This is a genomic window from Paraburkholderia sp. A1BS-2L, assembly GCF_051125205.1.
In the GTDB taxonomy this organism is placed as follows: domain Bacteria; phylum Pseudomonadota; class Gammaproteobacteria; order Burkholderiales; family Burkholderiaceae; genus Paraburkholderia.
Genome location: NZ_CP120428.1, coordinates 2,741,694 through 2,757,948 on the forward strand (window position 1 = coordinate 2,741,694; position 16,255 = coordinate 2,757,948).

General features: G+C 64.2%; 16 protein-coding genes, 1 tRNA gene and 1 pseudogene. 12 read left to right on the plus strand and 6 right to left on the minus strand.

Annotation, left to right across the window (positions count from 1 at the left end):
• The first annotated feature begins 15 nt into the window (after positions 1–15).
• Positions 16–567: a hypoxanthine-guanine phosphoribosyltransferase gene (locus P5W98_RS12445; protein WP_421024793.1), complete on the plus strand. Its 552-nt coding sequence runs from the start codon at positions 16–18 to the stop codon at positions 565–567.
• Positions 568–672: 105 nt separating this feature from the next.
• On the opposite strand, the gene P5W98_RS12450 is transcribed toward P5W98_RS12445, so the two are convergent.
• Together P5W98_RS12450 and P5W98_RS12455 are read right to left on the minus strand one after the other, a co-directional pair.
• Positions 673–1,272, minus strand: coding sequence for a MarC family protein (locus tag P5W98_RS12450; RefSeq protein WP_035532969.1), 600 nt, complete (start codon positions 1,270–1,272; stop codon positions 673–675).
• 68 nt (positions 1,273–1,340) lie between these two features.
• Positions 1,341–3,077, minus strand: coding sequence for a proline--tRNA ligase (locus P5W98_RS12455; RefSeq protein WP_421024794.1), 1,737 nt, complete (start codon positions 3,075–3,077; stop codon positions 1,341–1,343).
• Positions 3,078–3,328: 251 nt separating this feature from the next.
• Between P5W98_RS12455 and P5W98_RS12460 the strand changes: the two genes are divergently transcribed.
• Together P5W98_RS12460 and P5W98_RS12465 are read left to right on the plus strand one after the other, a co-directional pair.
• Positions 3,329–3,997, plus strand: a complete 669-nt coding sequence (locus tag P5W98_RS12460) for an RNA pyrophosphohydrolase (RefSeq protein WP_421025273.1) — start codon at positions 3,329–3,331, stop codon at positions 3,995–3,997.
• Positions 3,998–4,093: 96 nt separating this feature from the next.
• Positions 4,094–4,657, plus strand: coding sequence for a CNP1-like family protein (locus tag P5W98_RS12465; RefSeq protein WP_421024795.1), 564 nt, complete (start codon positions 4,094–4,096; stop codon positions 4,655–4,657).
• 120 nt (positions 4,658–4,777) lie between these two features.
• Here P5W98_RS12465 and proB read toward each other — a convergent pair whose 3' ends face one another.
• From proB to rplU, 4 genes are all read right to left on the minus strand, one after another.
• The gene (proB, locus tag P5W98_RS12470; protein WP_421024796.1) at positions 4,778–5,896 is read right to left on the minus strand and encodes a glutamate 5-kinase; all 1,119 of its coding nucleotides are present in this window, start codon (positions 5,894–5,896) and stop codon (positions 4,778–4,780) included.
• 86 nt (positions 5,897–5,982) lie between these two features.
• Entirely contained in the window at positions 5,983–7,092 is a 1,110-nt protein-coding gene (gene cgtA / locus P5W98_RS12475) for an Obg family GTPase CgtA (RefSeq protein ID WP_421024797.1), read from the minus strand.
• A 188-nt stretch (positions 7,093–7,280) separates the two neighbouring features.
• A complete protein-coding gene (gene rpmA / locus P5W98_RS12480) occupies positions 7,281–7,544 on the minus strand; it encodes a 50S ribosomal protein L27 (protein ID WP_035532959.1) in 264 nt (87 codons plus the stop codon).
• Between the two features lie 26 nt (positions 7,545–7,570).
• Entirely contained in the window at positions 7,571–7,882 is a 312-nt protein-coding gene (gene rplU / locus P5W98_RS12485) for a 50S ribosomal protein L21 (protein WP_004194344.1), read from the minus strand.
• Positions 7,883–8,107: 225 nt separating this feature from the next.
• Here rplU and P5W98_RS12490 point away from each other — a divergent pair, with 225 nt between their 5' ends.
• The 9 genes and pseudogenes from P5W98_RS12490 to yacG all read left to right on the plus strand — a co-directional run bounded on the left by P5W98_RS12490 (position 8,108) and on the right by yacG (position 16,208).
• The gene (locus P5W98_RS12490; RefSeq protein ID WP_421024798.1) at positions 8,108–9,100 is read left to right on the plus strand and encodes a polyprenyl synthetase family protein; all 993 of its coding nucleotides are present in this window, start codon (positions 8,108–8,110) and stop codon (positions 9,098–9,100) included.
• A gap of 32 nt (positions 9,101–9,132) precedes the next feature.
• Positions 9,133–9,209: transfer RNA gene (locus tag P5W98_RS12495), tRNA-Pro, on the plus strand.
• A 197-nt stretch (positions 9,210–9,406) separates the two neighbouring features.
• On the plus strand, positions 9,407–10,732 hold the full coding sequence (locus tag P5W98_RS12500; protein ID WP_421024799.1) for an HlyC/CorC family transporter: 1,326 nt from the start codon (positions 9,407–9,409) through the stop codon (positions 10,730–10,732).
• Positions 10,733–10,923: 191 nt separating this feature from the next.
• On the plus strand, positions 10,924–12,135 hold the full coding sequence (locus P5W98_RS12505) for a GspE/PulE family protein (protein ID WP_421024800.1): 1,212 nt from the start codon (positions 10,924–10,926) through the stop codon (positions 12,133–12,135).
• Positions 12,132–13,342, plus strand: a pseudogene (locus P5W98_RS12510) (type II secretion system F family protein). Before P5W98_RS12505 ends, P5W98_RS12510 begins: the two are co-directional and overlap by 4 nt.
• Positions 13,343–13,422: 80 nt before the next feature.
• The gene (locus tag P5W98_RS12515) at positions 13,423–14,373 is read left to right on the plus strand and encodes a prepilin peptidase (protein ID WP_421025274.1); all 951 of its coding nucleotides are present in this window, start codon (positions 13,423–13,425) and stop codon (positions 14,371–14,373) included.
• Positions 14,374–14,385: 12 nt separating this feature from the next.
• On the plus strand, positions 14,386–14,988 hold the full coding sequence (gene coaE, locus P5W98_RS12520; protein ID WP_421024802.1) for a dephospho-CoA kinase: 603 nt from the start codon (positions 14,386–14,388) through the stop codon (positions 14,986–14,988).
• A gap of 210 nt (positions 14,989–15,198) precedes the next feature.
• On the plus strand, positions 15,199–15,954 hold the full coding sequence (gene zapD, locus P5W98_RS12525) for a cell division protein ZapD (RefSeq protein ID WP_421024803.1): 756 nt from the start codon (positions 15,199–15,201) through the stop codon (positions 15,952–15,954).
• Positions 15,955–16,010: 56 nt separating this feature from the next.
• Positions 16,011–16,208: a DNA gyrase inhibitor YacG gene (yacG, locus tag P5W98_RS12530; protein WP_035532945.1), complete on the plus strand. Its 198-nt coding sequence runs from the start codon at positions 16,011–16,013 to the stop codon at positions 16,206–16,208.
• Positions 16,209–16,255 lie beyond the last annotated feature (47 nt).

Sequence of the window (16,255 nt, forward strand, 5' to 3'; positions counted from 1 at the left end):
AGCCTCACCACAGTCATGAATCGCGAAGAAGCCCTCCACATTTTCCGCCACTCCGAAGAAATCGTTACGGAAGGCGAAGTCAATGCGTCGATCGGCCGGATGGCCGACGCCATCCGCGCCGAGGTCAGCGAGGACTTTCCGCTCGTGCTGTCGGTGATGGGCGGCGCTGCCGTGTTCACCGGCATGCTGTTGCCGCGCCTCGACTTCCCGCTCGAATTCGACTACATCCACCTCACGCGCTACCGCAACGCCATCAAGGGCAGCGCGGAAATGCAGTGGCGCGTGGCGCCGCGCGAGTCGGTGAAGGACCGCGTCGTGCTCGTGCTGGACGACATCCTCGACGAAGGCGAGACCATGGCCGCGATCCGCGACCGCATCATGGACATGGGCGCGAAGCGTTTTCTCTCGGCTGTGCTGTGCGAAAAAATTCTCTCGAAGGCCAAGCCGCTGCATCCGGATTACTGCGGCTTTTCGGTGCCGGACCGCTATGTGTTCGGCTGCGGCATGGACGCGAAGGGCTACTGGCGCAATCTGCCGACCATCCGCGCGCTGACCGAAGGCGCTTGAAACGCGACATCGGCTTGCTGGTGCGCATGAGGCCAGCACCATGAAAAAAGCAGCCCACGGGCTGCTTTTTTGCTCTTCGGCGCGATCAACGACCAGGTAACCGCGTCAAAGGTGATGCACGAACGTGCTGATCCCCGCGAGAATCATCTCCACCGAAATCGCCACGAGCACGAGGCCCATCAGCCGCTCGAAAGCCGTCACCACGCGTTCGCCGAGCCATTGCTGAATACGCTCCGCGAGCAGCAGCACGATCGCGCAGATCGCCATCGTCACGACCAGCGCGCCGATCCACTCGAACAGCTTGCCCGGCGCCTGCGACGTGAGCAGCATGACCGTGGCGAGCGCCGAAGGCCCCGCAAGCGCGGGAATCGCAAGCGGCACGATGAGCGGCTCGCCGCCCTTGTCGCTGCCGCCGAACGGGCCGCCCGGATGCGGGAAAATCATGCGCAGCGCGATCAGAAACAGGACGATGCCGCCGCCGATGCGCAGCGACGTGTCCGTGAGCCCCATCATCCTCAGGAAGGCATTGCCGGCCACCATGAAGACGAGCAGGATTACGAACGCGATCGCCACCTCGCGCAGGATCACGATCGCCCGGCGCTCCCGCGCCACGTGATGCAGGCACCCGATGAAAAGCGGGATGTTGCCGAGCGGATCGGTAATGAGCAGCAGCAGGACCGTCGCGGACATGAAGCTGTATTCCACGCTCGCGACGCTCCTTTGGCTCAGTTAGCAATGGACATCGACATCGGGTCGCGCCAGACCGGGGCGCATCAAACCGCGAGTGCGGCCTGGATCTTCTGCACCACTGACTGCGCGGCCTCTTCGGCCGGCAGCAACGTGGCTTCGGTGTCGCGGCGGCCCTGGTACTCGATCTTGCCTTCCTTCAGGCCACGCTCGCCGATCACGAGACGATGCGGCACGCCGATCAGCTCCCAGTCGGCGAACATCACGCCCGGACGCTCGCCACGGTCGTCGAGGATCACGTCCACGCCGGCCTTGAGCAGTTCGTCGTAGACGCGCTCGGCGTGCTCGCGCACGAGCTCGCTGCGGTCCATGCCCATCGGGCATACGACGACCTGGAACGGCGCGATCGATTCCGGCCAGATGATGCCCTTCTCGTCGAAGTTCTGCTCGATCGCCGCGCCCAGAATACGCGTGATGCCGATGCCGTAGCAGCCCATCTGCATCGGTGCGGGCTTGCCGTTTTCGGCGAGGCAGGTCGCACCCATTGCGTCGGAGTACTTGGTGCCGAGCTGGAACACGTGTCCCACTTCGATGCCGCGGCAGATGTCGAGCACGCCCTTGCCGTCCGGCGAGGGATCGCCCTTCTGCACGTTGCGGATATCGGCGACGACCGGCTCCGGCAAATCGCGGCCCCAGTTCACGCCCGTGGTGTGGAAGTCGACTTCGTTCGTGCCCACCACGAAGTCGCTCATGTTCGCGACCGTCCGGTCGGCGACCACCTTCACGGGCTTCTTCGTGTTGAGCGGCCCGAGGTAGCCCGGCGGCGTGCCGAACCACTCGACGATCTCGGCTTCGGTCGCGAAGCGGAAGCCCGCGAGGCCTTCGAGCTTGCCCGCCTTGATCTCGTTGAGCGAGTGGTCGCCGCGCAGCATCAGCAGCCAGATCGTGGGTTCGGCGCCTTCGTTGTCCGTCGCGAGCACGATCGACTTGATGGTGCGTTCGAGCGGAATGTCGAGCATCTCGGCAACCGCCTCGCATTTCGCCGCGCCCGGCGTCGGGGTCTTCGTGAGCGGCTCGGTAGCCGCGCCGCGCGTGGCGACGAGCGGCAGCGCTTCTGCCGCTTCCACGTTGGCCGCGAACTCGGAGGTCGGGCAGTATGCGATGTCGTCTTCGCCGGTTTCCGCGATCACGTGGAATTCGTGCGAGCCGCTGCCGCCGATCGAGCCGTTGTCGGCCGCGACCGCGCGGAAATGCAGGCCCAGGCGCGTGAAGATGCGCACGTAAGCGTCATACATCTTCTGATACGAAAGCTTCAGGCCGTCGACGTCCTTATCGAACGAATACGCGTCCTTCATGATGAACTCGCGGCCGCGCATCACGCCGAAACGGGGACGGATTTCGTCGCGGAACTTGGTCTGGACCTGGTAGAAGTTCACCGGCAACTGGCGATAGCTCTTGATCTGGCCACGCGCGATGTCGGTGACGACCTCCTCGTGCGTCGGCCCCATGACGAAATCGCTTTGCTTGCGGTCCTTGAAGCGCAGCAGTTCCGGCCCGTATTGCTCCCAGCGCCCCGACTCCTGCCAGAGCTCGGCCGGCTGCACGGCCGGCATGAGCAGCTCGATTGCGCCGGCGCGGTTCATTTCCTCGCGCACGATCTGCTCGACCTTGCGAATCGAGCGCAGGCCGATCGGCAGGTAGTTGTAGATGCCGCCCGCAACGCGGCGAATCATGCCCGCGCGGACCATCAACTTGTGGCTGACAACTTCGGCGTCAGCCGGCGCTTCCTTCAGGGTGCCGATAAAGAAACGGGAGGCTTTCATTCAGAGTTTTCCAAAGGCGGCGGCCCGACGATAGGCCGCCCGAAAGAGTCCAACGGTGGAGTTCACAGACCCGACATTATGACAAGGCCGCGGGCGCCGCGCGGATGACACCGGACGCGCTCGCGGCCAACACGGTTTGCGCGCGCCTCGCGAAACGATCCAATGTTCTGGGGCGCGAATGGCCATCGGGTGCGGAAGGGCCGTTATCTGTTTATAATCAAAGCAATTTTAAAGGATTCGAAGGTGGTTGTATGCTGGATCGTGAGGGGTTTCGCCCGAACGTCGGCATCATCCTCTTGAACGCACGAAACGAAGTGTTTTGGGGCAAACGGTTACGCGAACATTCCTGGCAGTTTCCGCAAGGGGGCATCAAGTATGGTGAAACCCCCATGCAGGCGATGTATCGGGAGTTGCACGAAGAAACCGGGCTGCATCCGGAGCACGTCAAAATTATCGGTCGCACACGCGACTGGCTGCGTTATGAGGTGCCGGACAAGTTCATCAAGCGCGAGGTGCGCGGCCATTATCGAGGGCAAAAGCAGATCTGGTTTTTGCTTCGCATGGTCGGGCGCGATTGCGATATCTGCCTGCGGGCGACGGAGCATCCCGAGTTCGACGCATGGCGCTGGAACGAATACTGGGTGCCGCTCGAAGCGGTCATCGAGTTCAAGCGCGATGTCTATCAGCTCGCCCTGACCGAGCTATCGCGCTTCCTGCGGCGCCCGGTCATGCCGCGCCCCGCGCGGGGCGGCGGTGTGCACGGCCACGAGGTGCGCTACCCGCGCATCGTCACGTCCGCGCACGCCGAAGCGGTGCAACTCGAGCCGTCGCTGGCCGACGCCGCCAGCCACACGGCGCTCGAAGGCGATTGCGGCACGGCGGGGAGTATGATCGAGCCTGCGCCGGGCGAGCAAAGGTAAAACGACCCGCTCGCAACGTCGTACTCAACGCCCGAACTGGCAACACCGGCACCGCGCATTCCTGCGCGCGGCGCCGGTGCATCGAAGGAAATCAATTTGAAACGATTGGCTCTTGCCGCGGTGTGCGCCGCGGCCGCAAGCAGCGTCCTGCTGGCCGGCTGCGGCAGCTCTACCCCCTCCAACAAGGACGACAGCGCTTTCGTCTACCTGCTCGATCGCAAAGGCAATTGGCAGGAAAACAAGCTCGAAGGACTGCCGGCGCTGCCGCAGGCCAACACGCCGCTTCTCGGCTTCGTCGTCTCGAACAATACGCCGCTCAAGTTCTCGATCGATCCGGCATCGCTCACCGTGGGCACCGACGGCGTCGTGCGCTACACCATCGTCATCACGAGCCCGACTGGCGCACGCAACGTCAACTACGAAGGGATCCGCTGCGATACCTACGAGTGGCGCCTCTACGCGAGCCTGGACGCCGATCACAACGGCTGGGACCAGACCGTGGCGAACGACTGGTCGCGCATCGAGAATGGCACGCTCAACGCCTATCACTCGGCGCTTTATCAGGACTACTTCTGCGCGAACAAGATGCCGGTCGGGAAGGCGTCGACGATCGTCGAGAACATTCGCTACGGACGCACCCAGTCGACGCTCGTGCGCTGACACCGGGGCCGCTCAGGCCTCCGTTCGCCATGAACATGAAAAAAGCCGCAACGGTTGACGACCGCTGCGGCTTTTTGTCATCTCGAGCACGCCCCAGCCATCGGACTGGAGCAAGCGCCTTCAGATCAGTACGAGATTGTCTCGATGAATGAGCTCCGGCTCGAGCATGTAGCCGAGAACGCTCTCGATCTCGCCGCTCGGATGCCGCTGGATGAGCTTTGTTTCGGCGCTGCTGTAATTGGTGAGGCCGCGCGCGACTTCCCGGCCCTCGCCATTCAGACAGGCAATCACTTCGCCGCGCGCGAAAGCGCCCTGCACACCAACCACGCCGATGGGCAAAAGACTCTTGCCGTCCGCCTTGAGCTTCTGCACGGCGCCGTCGTCGATCACCACGTGGCCGCGAACCTGCAGATGATCGGCCATCCATTGCTTGCGCGCGGCCATGCGCGCGGTGCGCGCGATGAGTTGCGTGCCGATCGCCTCGCCCGAGGCCAGCCGCACCAGCACTTCGGCCTCGCGCCCGCTCGCGATCACGGTGTTCGCCCCGCTGTTCGCCGCGCGCTTGGCCGCGAGAATCTTCGTGAGCATGCCGCCGCGGCCGATGCTCGAACCCGCGCCGCCAGCCATCGCCTCGAGCTCCGGCTTGCCCGCATCGGCTTCCTGCACGAGTGTGGCGGACGGATCCTTGCGCGGATCGGCGGTATAGAGGCCGCTCTGGTCGGTGAGAATGATGAGCGCGTCGCCTTCGATCAGGTTCGCCACCAGCGCGCCGAGCGTGTCGTTGTCGCCGAACTTGATTTCGTCGGTGACCACGGTGTCGTTCTCATTGATGATCGGCACCACGCCGAGGCGCAGCAACGTGAGCAGTGTGGAACGCGCGTTCAGATAGCGTTCGCGGTCCGCGAGGTCGGCATGCGTGAGCAGAATCTGCGCCGTGCGGATACCATGCTCGGCAAAACGGCTCTCATAGACTTGCACGAGCCCCATTTGGCCGACCGCGGCAGCGGCCTGCAACTCGTCAATTTCGCGTGGACGCTTCGTCCAGCCAAGACGCTGCATGCCTTCGGCGATCGAGCCGGAACTCACGAGCACGACTTCCTTGCCTTGTTCGCGCAACGCCGCGATTTGCTCGGCCCAGCGGCCGATGGCCGCGTGATCGAGCCCACGACCATCGTTCGTGACCAGGCTCGAACCGACTTTCACTACCAGACGCCGGGAATCGGCGATGACGGAACGCATGCTGCGCTGTCTCCCCAAATGACTGATGATGCGCGAAGTTATCTTGAAGCCGCCGGCGCGGCCTGCGCGCCGGCGGGTACGGCGGTTTATTCCTGCGGCTGCGCTGCGCCCTGATCGCCCTGGCGACCCTCGCGAAAGCGCACGTCGGAAGCGAGGTCTTCGGCCTCGGCAGCGCGGCGCGCGTCCGAATGCGCTGCGGTGTAGTCATACACCGCATAGCAAAGATTCTCACAACCCTGCCCAGTCAGCGCCGAAATTTCGAAAACCGGGCCGTCCCATTCGAAACGCTTCACGAAGTCGGCGATGCGCGCCGCGCGCTCTTCCTCGGGCACCATGTCGAGCTTGTTCAGCACGAGCCAGCGCGGCTTCTCATAGAGCAGTTCGTCGTACTTGCGCAACTCTTCGACGATCGCCTTTGCCTCGGCAACCGGGTCGACGGTTTCGTCGAACGGTGCGAGATCGACAAGATGCAGCAGCAGATTGGTGCGCTGCAGATGGCGCAGGAACTGATGGCCAAGGCCCGCGCCCTCGGCGGCGCCTTCGATCAGGCCCGGAATGTCGGCGATCACGAAGCTCTTGCTTGGGCCCACGCGCACTACACCCAGATTCGGCGCGAGCGTGGTGAACGGGTAGTCGGCGATCTTCGGCTTCGCGTTGGACACCGAGGAAATGAACGTGGACTTGCCCGCATTCGGCATGCCGAGCAGGCCTACGTCGGCCAGCACTTTGAGCTCGAGCTTGAGCATGCGGCGCTCGCCGGGCTTGCCGTCGGTCTTCTGGCGCGGCGCGCGATTCGTGGACGACTTGAAATGCAGGTTGCCGAGGCCGCCCGCGCCGCCCTTTGCGACGATCACGCGCTGGTCGTGCTCGGTCAAGTCGGCGATCAGCTCGCCTGTGTCGAGGTCGGTGATAGTCGTGCCGATGGGCATGCGCAGCGTGATGTCGTCGCCGCCCTTGCCATAACAGTCCGAGCCGCGGCCGTTTTCGCCGTTGCGTGCCAGATGCTTTTTCGTATAGCGGTAGTCGATCAGCGTATTGATGTTGCGGTCAGCGATTGCATAGACGCTGCCGCCTCGCCCGCCGTCACCGCCGTCCGGCCCGCCAAACGGGACGAACTTCTCGCGCCGCATCGACGCGCTGCCATCGCCCCCATCGCCGGCGATGACTTCGATCTTCGCTTCGTCAATGAACTTCATGAGTTACTCCGTCCCGTGAATGTCGTTATTTTGCCCGCGGCGGCCTCACCGGCCAACCTGGCCGAACGGCCAGCGCGACCGGTCAACCCGGCCGAACCGGGTCGAGCGCGCCCCCGGGCAAGCACATAAACAAAAAGCCCCGCAAACTTCGCGGGGCCTTCCTTGCGTCGATTGCGAGCGGCTAGTACTTAGGCCGCTGCCGGGACGACGTTGACCGTGTGCTTGTTCATTGCGCCCTTGGTCGTGAACGAGACGTGGCCGTCGACCAACGCGAAGAGCGTGTGATCCTTGCCGATGCCGACGTTCAGGCCCGGGTGCATGCGCGTGCCGCGCTGGCGAACGATGATGCCGCCGGCGAGGATTGCCTGGCCGCCGTACACCTTGACGCCAAGTCGTTTCGACTCTGAGTCGCGGCCGTTACGTGACGACCCGCCTGCCTTTTTGTGTGCCATTTGTTTGCTCCTTTACCTGCGTGCGCTTACGCGTTGATCGCGTCGATGCGCAGTTCGGTGTAGTTCTGGCGGTGGCCGCCATGCTTCTGGTAGTGCTTCCGGCGACGCATCTTGAAGATGGTCACTTTGGCGTGACGACCGTGCGACACAACGGTGGCCTTGACGGAAGCCCCACTGACCAGCGGCGTACCGAACTGAATCGATTCGCCTTCGCCCACTGCGAGAACCTGGTCGAGCGTGATTTCTGCGTCAATGTCAGCCGGTATCTGTTCTACTTTGAGTTTTTCGCCAACGGCAACCTTGTACTGCTTGCCGCCGGTTTTTATGACCGCGTACATTGAGAACCTCACTCTTCAATAATCCCGGACGCACTGCGCGCCCAGAAACTGTCGATTATACATAGAGTTAGCCGCACGGTCAAAAGGTATTGACTCCTCGTCTCTGCGGCCGGACCTAGATCGAATAGAGGGAAGCATCGAGGAAACCCTGGCCAAACGCCAGGGCAGCGTCCGGCGCAGCGCCGATTCGCCTTATAATCCGCGGCACTACCTCTATTTGCCATCATGTCGTCCACCGCCACCCATTCCCCCAGCGCAGCCACCCTGCTCGCGCCCGTTGCCAGTGACATGGAGCAGGTCAACCGTGTCATCCGGCAGAGTCTGGCGTCCGAGGTGATGCTGATCAACCAGATCTCCGAGTACATCATCGGTGCCGGAGGCAAGCGGCTGCGTCCGGCCCTGCTGCTGCTCGTGGCCGGCGCGCTCGGTGACCGTGGTGCCCATCGCCATACGCTCGCGGCTGTCGTCGAGTTCATCCACACGGCCACGTTGCTGCACGACGACGTCGTCGACGAATCCGACCTGCGGCGCGGCCGCCAGACGGCCAACGCCCTGTTCGGCAACGCCGCCAGCGTGCTGGTGGGCGACTACCTGTATTCGCGCTCGTTCGAGATGATGGTGGGCGTGGGCAAAATGCGCGTGATGGAGATCCTCTCGGCGGCCACGACGATTATCTCCGAAGGCGAGGTGCTGCAGCTCCTGAACATGCATGACGCCGACGTCGACACCGGCCGCTACATGCAAGTGATCCGCTACAAGACCGCCAAGCTCTTCGAAGCCGCGGCGCAACTGGGCGCGGTGCTTTCGGGGACGGATGCGCGCACGGAAGAAGCCGCTGCCGAATATGGCCGGCGCATCGGCACGGCGTTCCAGATCATGGACGACTGGCTCGACTACACCGGCACTCCGGAATCGATGGGCAAGAACGCTGGCGACGACCTGCGCGAAGGCAAGCCCACGCTGCCGCTCATCTGGTTGATCGAGCACGGCACGGCCGCTGAAGCGGCGCTCGCGCGCGAGGCAATCGAGCAAGGCGGCACGACGCGCTTCGACGAAATTTTCGCGGCCATCACGCGTTCGGGCGCGCTCGACCATACGCTGCAATGCGCGAAGGCCGAAGCCCAGGCTGCCGCAGCAGCAATTTCGTCATTCCCCCCTTCCATTTACAAAGATAGCCTGCTAGAATTATGTTCTTACTCGACGACGCGCCAGTCTTAATAAGACGAAGCAAGTTTGAAGGGTGATTGAAACGGGGTGTAGCTTAGCCTGGTAGAGCGCTACGTTCGGGACGTAGAGGCCGGAGGTTCGAATCCTCTCACCCCGACCAGTTTTCAGAAAAAGACCGTGCACTTGTTGCACGGTCTTTTTTTTCGTCTGCCACAAAGACGCCTGCTCGCGATCAGGCACACTTCGGGCCCGCGTTCGGAAGCCTTATCCCCACGGCCAACGCGGGGCCCGGCGCGCCAGTGCAGCGGCACCCCTCTGCTATAGTTTCCCCATCCTCTCCCCTCACAGTCTCGAAGCGTGGACCACCTCCCTTTATGGGCGCAGATTTGCGCCATTTTCGTCCTGCTCATCTGCTCCAGCTTCTTCTCCATCTCCGAAACGGCGATGATGGCACTCAACCGCCATCGGCTGAAATATCTGGCGAACCACGGCGCGCTAGGCGCCAAGACCACGCAAAACCTGCTCGCACGCACGGACCTGCTGCTCTCGGTCATCCTGATCGGCAATAACCTCTTTAACACCATCATCCCGGTCCTGACCACCTCGATCGCCCTGCACACGTTCGGCCACGACAATCTCGTGCTCTCGGTCGCCACCGGCATCGTGGCGTTCCTCATCATCGTCTTCGCGGAGATCACGCCGAAGATCGTCGGCGCCACCTTCCCAGAGAAAATCGCGCTGCCGGCGAGCCTGCTGATCGCGCCGCTCATGCGCGTGACCAAGCCGGTCATCTGGTTCGTGAACATGTTCGCGAACGCCATCCTGCGCGTGCTGCACATCAACACGAGCAAAGCGCACGAGCAGCGGCTGTCGACCGAAGAGTTGCGCACCATCGTGCTGGAGTCGGGCAGCTTCATGCCCACCAAGCACCGCAGCATCCTCCTGAACCTGTTCGATCTGGAGAACATCACCGTCAACGACGTGATGATCCCGCGCCGGCGCATCGAGGCACTCGACTACGACGCGCCGCTCGAAGACATCCTGCATCAACTCGAAACCTGCTATCACAACAAGCTCGTCGTCTATCAAGGCGACATCGACCGCGTGCTCGGCGTGCTGCACGTGCGCAAGACGCTGGCCGCGCTGCACAACCAGGACTTCGAGCGGGAGACCCTGCGCGAGCTGCTCGCCGAGCCGTACTTCGTGCCGACCGGCACGCCCGTGTTCCAGCAACTTCAGTACTTCCAGGAAAGCCGTCATCGCATCGCGCTCGTTGTGAACGAATATGGCGAGATGGAAGGGCTCGTCACGCCCGAGGACATCATCGAAGAGCTGATCGGCGAGTTCACGACCACCATGCCGCGCAGCGGCACGGGGCGCGGCGGCTGGAACGATCAGGGCGAGTGCATCGTGCCGGGCAGCATGCCCCTGCGCGAACTCAATCGCTGGCTGCATATCAAGCTGCCGACGGATGGACCCAAAACGCTCAACGGCCTCATCCTCGAAGTACTCGAAGAGATTCCCGAGGGCGACGTGTGCGTGCAGATCGGTGACGTGAAGCTCGAAGTGCTGCGCAGCGACGATCAGGCAGTGCGCACGGTCAAGCTCTTCAAACCGGGCACGAAGCCGAATAAAGGCGCGGGCGCGCTGAAAAAAGCCAGGAAGCTGCTGCCGGGACGCTAGCCGTTCGGCTGAATGGCGCGCACTCCTGCGCCAGCCGATGATGAAGCCGTCTCTCGCTCACGGCGGCTTCTGGCCGGCAACCGATGTTTTCCATTCCTGATCGTTTCATCGCACAAGGCACTGCGCGGGTCTGCTCAGCGCTCGCCTCCGATGGCGCGGCCTCTGTCGGCACCGCACGAGCCGGCTTCACCATGCAAACCTCCGCGGCACCCGACGACGCGCCGGCCGTGCGCCTGCTCTCCGAAACGCTGCGCGAAGCCGCACGGCGCAACGCCTCCGATCTGCATGTGGAGCCGCTAGAACACGGCTGGCGCATCCGCCTGCGCATCGATGGCGTATTGCACGAAACCGCGCGACCTCCTGCGCACCTGCGTGACGCGTTCGTCACGCGCATCAAGGTGCTCGCGCGCATGGACATCGCCGAGCGCCGCATTCCCCAGGACGGGCGCCTGCGGCTCGCGCCGCGCGGCGCAACACAGGCGCACGAAGACTACCGGGTGAACTCATTGCCTACGCTGCATGGGGAAAAGCTCGTGCTGCGCCGGCTCGAAGCCTTGCCTGTCGATCTCTCGCTCGCAGCGCTCGGCCTCGACAAAACGCAGCAGCAAACGCTCGATGCGGCAATCAGTGCACCGCACGGCCTCGTGCTGGTCACGGGTCCGACCGGCAGCGGCAAGACGCTATCGCTCTATTGCTTTCTCCAGATGCTCAACAATGCGTCGCGCAATCTTTGCTCCGTCGAGGATCCTGCGGAAATTCAGCTCGCGGGCATCAATCAGGTCAATGTGCGCGAGAAGGCCGGGCTCACCTTCGCACTGGCGCTGCGCGCGCTGCTGCGCCAGGATCCGGACGTCATCATGATCGGCGAGATTCGCGATGAAGAAACCGCCAGCGTCGCTGTCAAGGCAGCACAGACCGGGCATCTCGTGCTCTCGACCCTCCATACCAACGATGCGCCCGCTGCGGTAGCGCGGCTCATCGACATCGGCGTGGAGCCATATAACCTCGCCGCTGCGTTGCGGCTCGTCACGGCACAGCGGCTCGTGCGGCGCCTGTGTCCGCAATGCCGCGCGAGAGCCGATGAATCGGCGGCGGCGCTTGATGCAGCCGGCCTCGCTTGCAGCCAGGGCGACGACACGCAGAACGAAGCCCAACCCTTTGTCGCGCGCGGCTGCGAGGCGTGTCATGGCATCGGCTACCGGGGACGCATTGGCATTCATGAGGTGATGCCGGTCAGCACTGCCATGCGCGAATTGATCGTCGCGCAACGCAGTGCGCACGAGATCGCGCGCCAGGCTCGCGCGGAAGGCGTCGCTACGCTGCGCGACGCGGCGCTCGCACGTGTGCGCGACGGCACGACAAGCCTCGCCGAAGCGCTCTGCGCAACGGACACTCCATCATGAAGCCCACACCGCCGCCGTCCGACTGGCGCTTCGCATGGCGCGGCCTCGACGCCGCAGGCACGGTGCGAAGCGGCACGTTGATCGCTTTCGACGCGGCGGCGGCACGCGCGCGCTCCGGCGCGAGCGCATCACCGCGACCGCGCTCGAGCGGCGCGGCCCAGCCCCGCAGCCGCGCGCGAGCCGGGCGGACATCACGCGCTTCACGCGTCAGCTCGCCAGCCTGCTGCGCGCCGGCTTGCCGCTCGCAAACGCACTCGAACTGCTCGCCCAGGCGCCGGGGCCGCGCGGCCTGCCCCGCATCGCCGCCGCGCTCGCGCGCGAGATCACTGCAGGCATGCGCTTTTCCGACTCGCTCGCGCAACACCCTTCCCGGTTCGGTGCGCTCTACTGCCAGCTCGTTGCCGTCGGCGAGGCTTCCGGCGCACTCGCTGCGGTGCTCGCCCGCATTGCCGACGATCGCGAGCGCGCTGCAACGCAGCGCGCCAAGGTGCGCGCGGCGCTTACCTACCCGGTCGCGGTGCTGCTGCTCGCGCTTGCCATTACGACGGCGCTGCTGGTCTGGGTCGTCCCTACCTTCAAGCAGATCTTCGACGGTTTCGGCGCGGCGCTGCCCGCCCCAACGCAATTCGTGCTGATGCTCTCGGCCGCCGCCGCGCGCGGGAGCGGGCCCGCCGCCATCGGTGCCGCCAGCGCCATCTTCGCGCTGCACGCGCTGTTGCGGCGCTCCGAAGCGTCGCGCCTCACGTTCGGGCGCATCGTGCTCGCCCTGCCGCTCGTGGGCGCGCTGCTCACCACGCTGTGCGCCGCACGCTGGAGCCGTGCGCTTGGCACGCTGCTTGCCGCAGGCACGCCGCTAGCCGATGCCTTCGACTCGCTCGCGCATGCAAGCGGCAACGCCTTCTTCGACCACGCAAGCGGGGGTATCAGCGCGCGGCTGCGGCATGGCGAGCGCCTCGCCTCGGCCATGCGTTCAGCAGGCTGCTTTCCGGCCGACGTGATCCAGCCCGTTGCCGTCGCAGAGGAATCGGGTGCGCTCGACGCCATGCTGCTCGACGTGGCCGCGCTCGCAGACCGTCAGGTGGACGAAAAGATCGCGCTCGTCGCCAGCCTGTGCGAGCCGCTCGTGATCGTGGTGCTTGGCGCGCTGGTCGGGGGCCTCGTCGTCGCGATGTATCTTCCCATCATCCAACTCGGCAACGTGGTGTAGCATCGCTGCCAGATTACGGTCCTCCGCCCATGCCAGCCCTCCTTTCGTCTGCCGTCGTCGCCGCGCCTTCATCTTCCATGATGGATTCGACTGTGCCTGTCGCGCCGTTTGCATCGATCGCGTCCGTCGATTCAACCGCATCCTTCGCTGCAACGCTTGGCACACTGCCGCCGGGCGTACTGATGGGCTTCGCGATCGTGATCGGCCTTGTTGTCGGCAGCTTCCTGAATGTGGTCGTGCATCGACTGCCGATCATGCTCGAGCGCGCGTGGCGCGCGGACGCCGCCGAAGCATTCGGCCAGGCATCCGCGAGCGACGAGCCCTGCATGGACTGCAACCCAAACGACGGACTGCCTGCGCGCTACAACCTGTGGCTGCCACGCAGCGCTTGCCCGCATTGCGGTCACGTGTTGCGCGCGTGGGAGAACATCCCCGTCCTGAGCTGGCTCGCGCTGCGCGGCCGCTGTTCGCAGTGCGGCACACGCGTGAGCCTGCGCTACCCGCTGATCGAACTCGCCGGCGCGGCGTGTGCCGCCTCTGCGTTGCTTGCGTTTGGCCCCACGGGCAAGGCACTTGCTGCATTCGCGTTGTGCGCGTCGCTCGTTGCGACGAGCGCCATCGACCTCGAACATCATCTGCTGCCCGACGCGATCACCCTGCCGCTCATCTGGGCCGGGCTGCTCGTGAATCTTGCCGGGACCTTCTCCGATCTGCACGCCGCCGTGATTGGCGCGATAGCGGGCTACCTCGCGCTCTGGTGCGTCTATTGGCTGTTCCGCCTGCTGCGCGGCATCGACGGCATGGGCCACGGCGACTTCAAGCTGCTCGCCGCACTCGGCGCCTGGCTTGGCTGGGCCGCGTTGCCTCAGATCGTCGTGATCGCCGCGGTGACCGGCGCCGTGGTGGGCCTCGCCGCCACCTTGAGCGGACGCATGCGCTTCGAGGAGCCGCTGCCCTTCGGGCCGTATCTCGCCGCCGGCGCACTCGTCACGTTGTTTGCGGGCACGCCGCTTTATGCTGTATTTGTGTAGAGGAATGAATCGATGATTGCGGTTGGCTTGACTGGAGGCATCGGCAGCGGCAAATCCACCGTCGCTGACCTGTTCGCTGCGCGCGGCGTGCCGCTGGTCGATACGGACGTAATCGCGCACCGCATCACCGCGCCGCACGGCATCGCGATGCCCTCGATCGCCTCGCAATTCGGCCCCGAATTCGTCGCAGCAGACGGCTCCATGGACCGAGCACGCATGCGCGCGCTCGTGTTCGGCGATGAATCGGCGCGCAAGCGGCTCGAGGCGATTACGCATCCGCTGATCCGCGCGGAAACTGAACGCGAGACGCGCGAGGCCAAAGGGCCTTATGTAATCGTGGTGGTGCCGCTGCTCGTCGAGTCCGGCAACTGGAAAACGCGTGTCGATCGCGTTCTGGCCGTGGATTGCAGCGTGGAAACGCAAATCGCGCGCGTGATGAACCGCAACGGCTTCACGCGCGAACAAGTGCTCGCGATCATCGCACGCCAGGCCACGCGCGAAGCGCGCCTCGCGGCCGCCGACGACGTAATCGTCAACGACGGCGCCACGCTGGAAACGCTCGCGCAGGACGTCGAAATACTGCATCAGCGCTACCTCGTACTTTCGCGTGCGTAACGAAGGGTAAAGAAGGGTAAAAGCACTCGCCAAAGCGCACGCGTCGCGCAACGCAGCGGGGCTCGGCGTTTCGCGGCTCAAGCCATGCCCATTCGTCGGAAAAATGCGCTGGAGCGGGCGCTTGCACGGACGGCGCGCGATTGCGACCACAGACTCCCGGCATTAGAATGTGCTGCAATCCTTCACCGACCACGTCCGAGGCGAGCCCGCTTGATTCTTTACGAGTATCCCTTCAACGAGCGAATCCGGACGCTGCTGCGCCTCGAAGATCTCTTCGAGCGTTTCACGTTTTTCCTGACCCAGGAGGATCCGAGGGAACATCACGTTGCGCTCACGACGCTCTTCGAAATCGCGGAAGTCGCGGGCCGCGCCGACCTCAAGTCGGACCTCATGAAGGAACTCGAAAGGCAACGTCAGACGCTCGCACCGTTCCGCGGCAATCCCGGCATCGAACAGAACGCGCTCGAAGCCGTCCTTGGCGAAATCGAGCAAACACTCGCGGGCCTCACACAGATGCAGGGCAAAACCGGCCAGCATCTCGCGGACAACGAATGGCTCACCAGCATCCGCAGCCGCGCGATCATTCCGGGCGGCACCTGCAAGTTCGACCTGCCTTCGTATTACGCCTGGCAGCAATTGCATGCCGACCAGCGCCGCCAGGACATCGCCAAGTGGGTCACGCCCCTTTTGCCGCTGCGCGACGCCGCGAGCATCGTGCTGCGCCTTGCGCGCGAGTCCGGCCAGGCATCGAAGGTCATGGCGATGCAAGGCAGCTATCAGCAAATGCTGTCCGGCCGCACGTATCAATTGATGCAGGTTCGCGTGGCACCGGAATTGCACTTCATTCCCGAAGCGAGCGCCAACAAGTACATGCTCTGGGTGCGCTTTACCGTGCAGGACGGCAATTTGCGTCCGCGCGCCGTTGATCAGGATGTGCCGTTTCAGCTCACGCTGTGCAGCCTGTGAATGAATTGCGCGCTTGGTGAAGCGCGCTGTTTTTGCTGTTCTTGCCCATCTAACGAATGATCACTGTCGTCAAATGCCCGACCTGCGGCAAAGATGTCCGCTGGGTGCCGGAAAACCGCTTCCGCCCGTTCTGTTCCGAACGCTGCAAACAGATCGATCTTGGCGCGTGGGCTGCCGAAAAGTACCGGATCGGCGGCAACGAGGACGATACGCCGCCGGACGACGAAGCCCCGCCCACGGACACGCGCCAGTAAGCCCGGGCGGGCCCCGTCGCCAGGTTCATGAAAGCGCCGCGCCCGCG

What these genes read in the sequence shown, in the direction of transcription:
- P5W98_RS12445 (WP_421024793.1), top strand. Translation starts at nt 16, where the DNA reads ATGAATCGCGAAGAAGCCCTCCACATTTTCCGCCACTCCGAAGAAATC.
- P5W98_RS12455 (WP_421024794.1), bottom strand. Translation starts at nt 3,077, where the DNA reads ATGAAAGCCTCCCGTTTCTTTATCGGCACCCTGAAGGAAGCGCCGGCT.
- P5W98_RS12460 (WP_421025273.1), top strand. Translation starts at nt 3,329, where the DNA reads ATGCTGGATCGTGAGGGGTTTCGCCCGAACGTCGGCATCATCCTCTTG.
- proB (WP_421024796.1), bottom strand. Translation starts at nt 5,896, where the DNA reads ATGCGTTCCGTCATCGCCGATTCCCGGCGTCTGGTAGTGAAAGTCGGT.
- cgtA (WP_421024797.1), bottom strand. Translation starts at nt 7,092, where the DNA reads ATGAAGTTCATTGACGAAGCGAAGATCGAAGTCATCGCCGGCGATGGG.
- rpmA (WP_035532959.1), bottom strand. Translation starts at nt 7,544, where the DNA reads ATGGCACACAAAAAGGCAGGCGGGTCGTCACGTAACGGCCGCGACTCA.
- rplU (WP_004194344.1), bottom strand. Translation starts at nt 7,882, where the DNA reads ATGTACGCGGTCATAAAAACCGGCGGCAAGCAGTACAAGGTTGCCGTT.
- P5W98_RS12490 (WP_421024798.1), top strand. Translation starts at nt 8,108, where the DNA reads ATGTCGTCCACCGCCACCCATTCCCCCAGCGCAGCCACCCTGCTCGCG.
- P5W98_RS12505 (WP_421024800.1), top strand. Translation starts at nt 10,924, where the DNA reads ATGCAAACCTCCGCGGCACCCGACGACGCGCCGGCCGTGCGCCTGCTC.
- P5W98_RS12515 (WP_421025274.1), top strand. Translation starts at nt 13,423, where the DNA reads ATGGATTCGACTGTGCCTGTCGCGCCGTTTGCATCGATCGCGTCCGTC.
- coaE (WP_421024802.1), top strand. Translation starts at nt 14,386, where the DNA reads ATGATTGCGGTTGGCTTGACTGGAGGCATCGGCAGCGGCAAATCCACC.
- yacG (WP_035532945.1), top strand. Translation starts at nt 16,011, where the DNA reads ATGATCACTGTCGTCAAATGCCCGACCTGCGGCAAAGATGTCCGCTGG.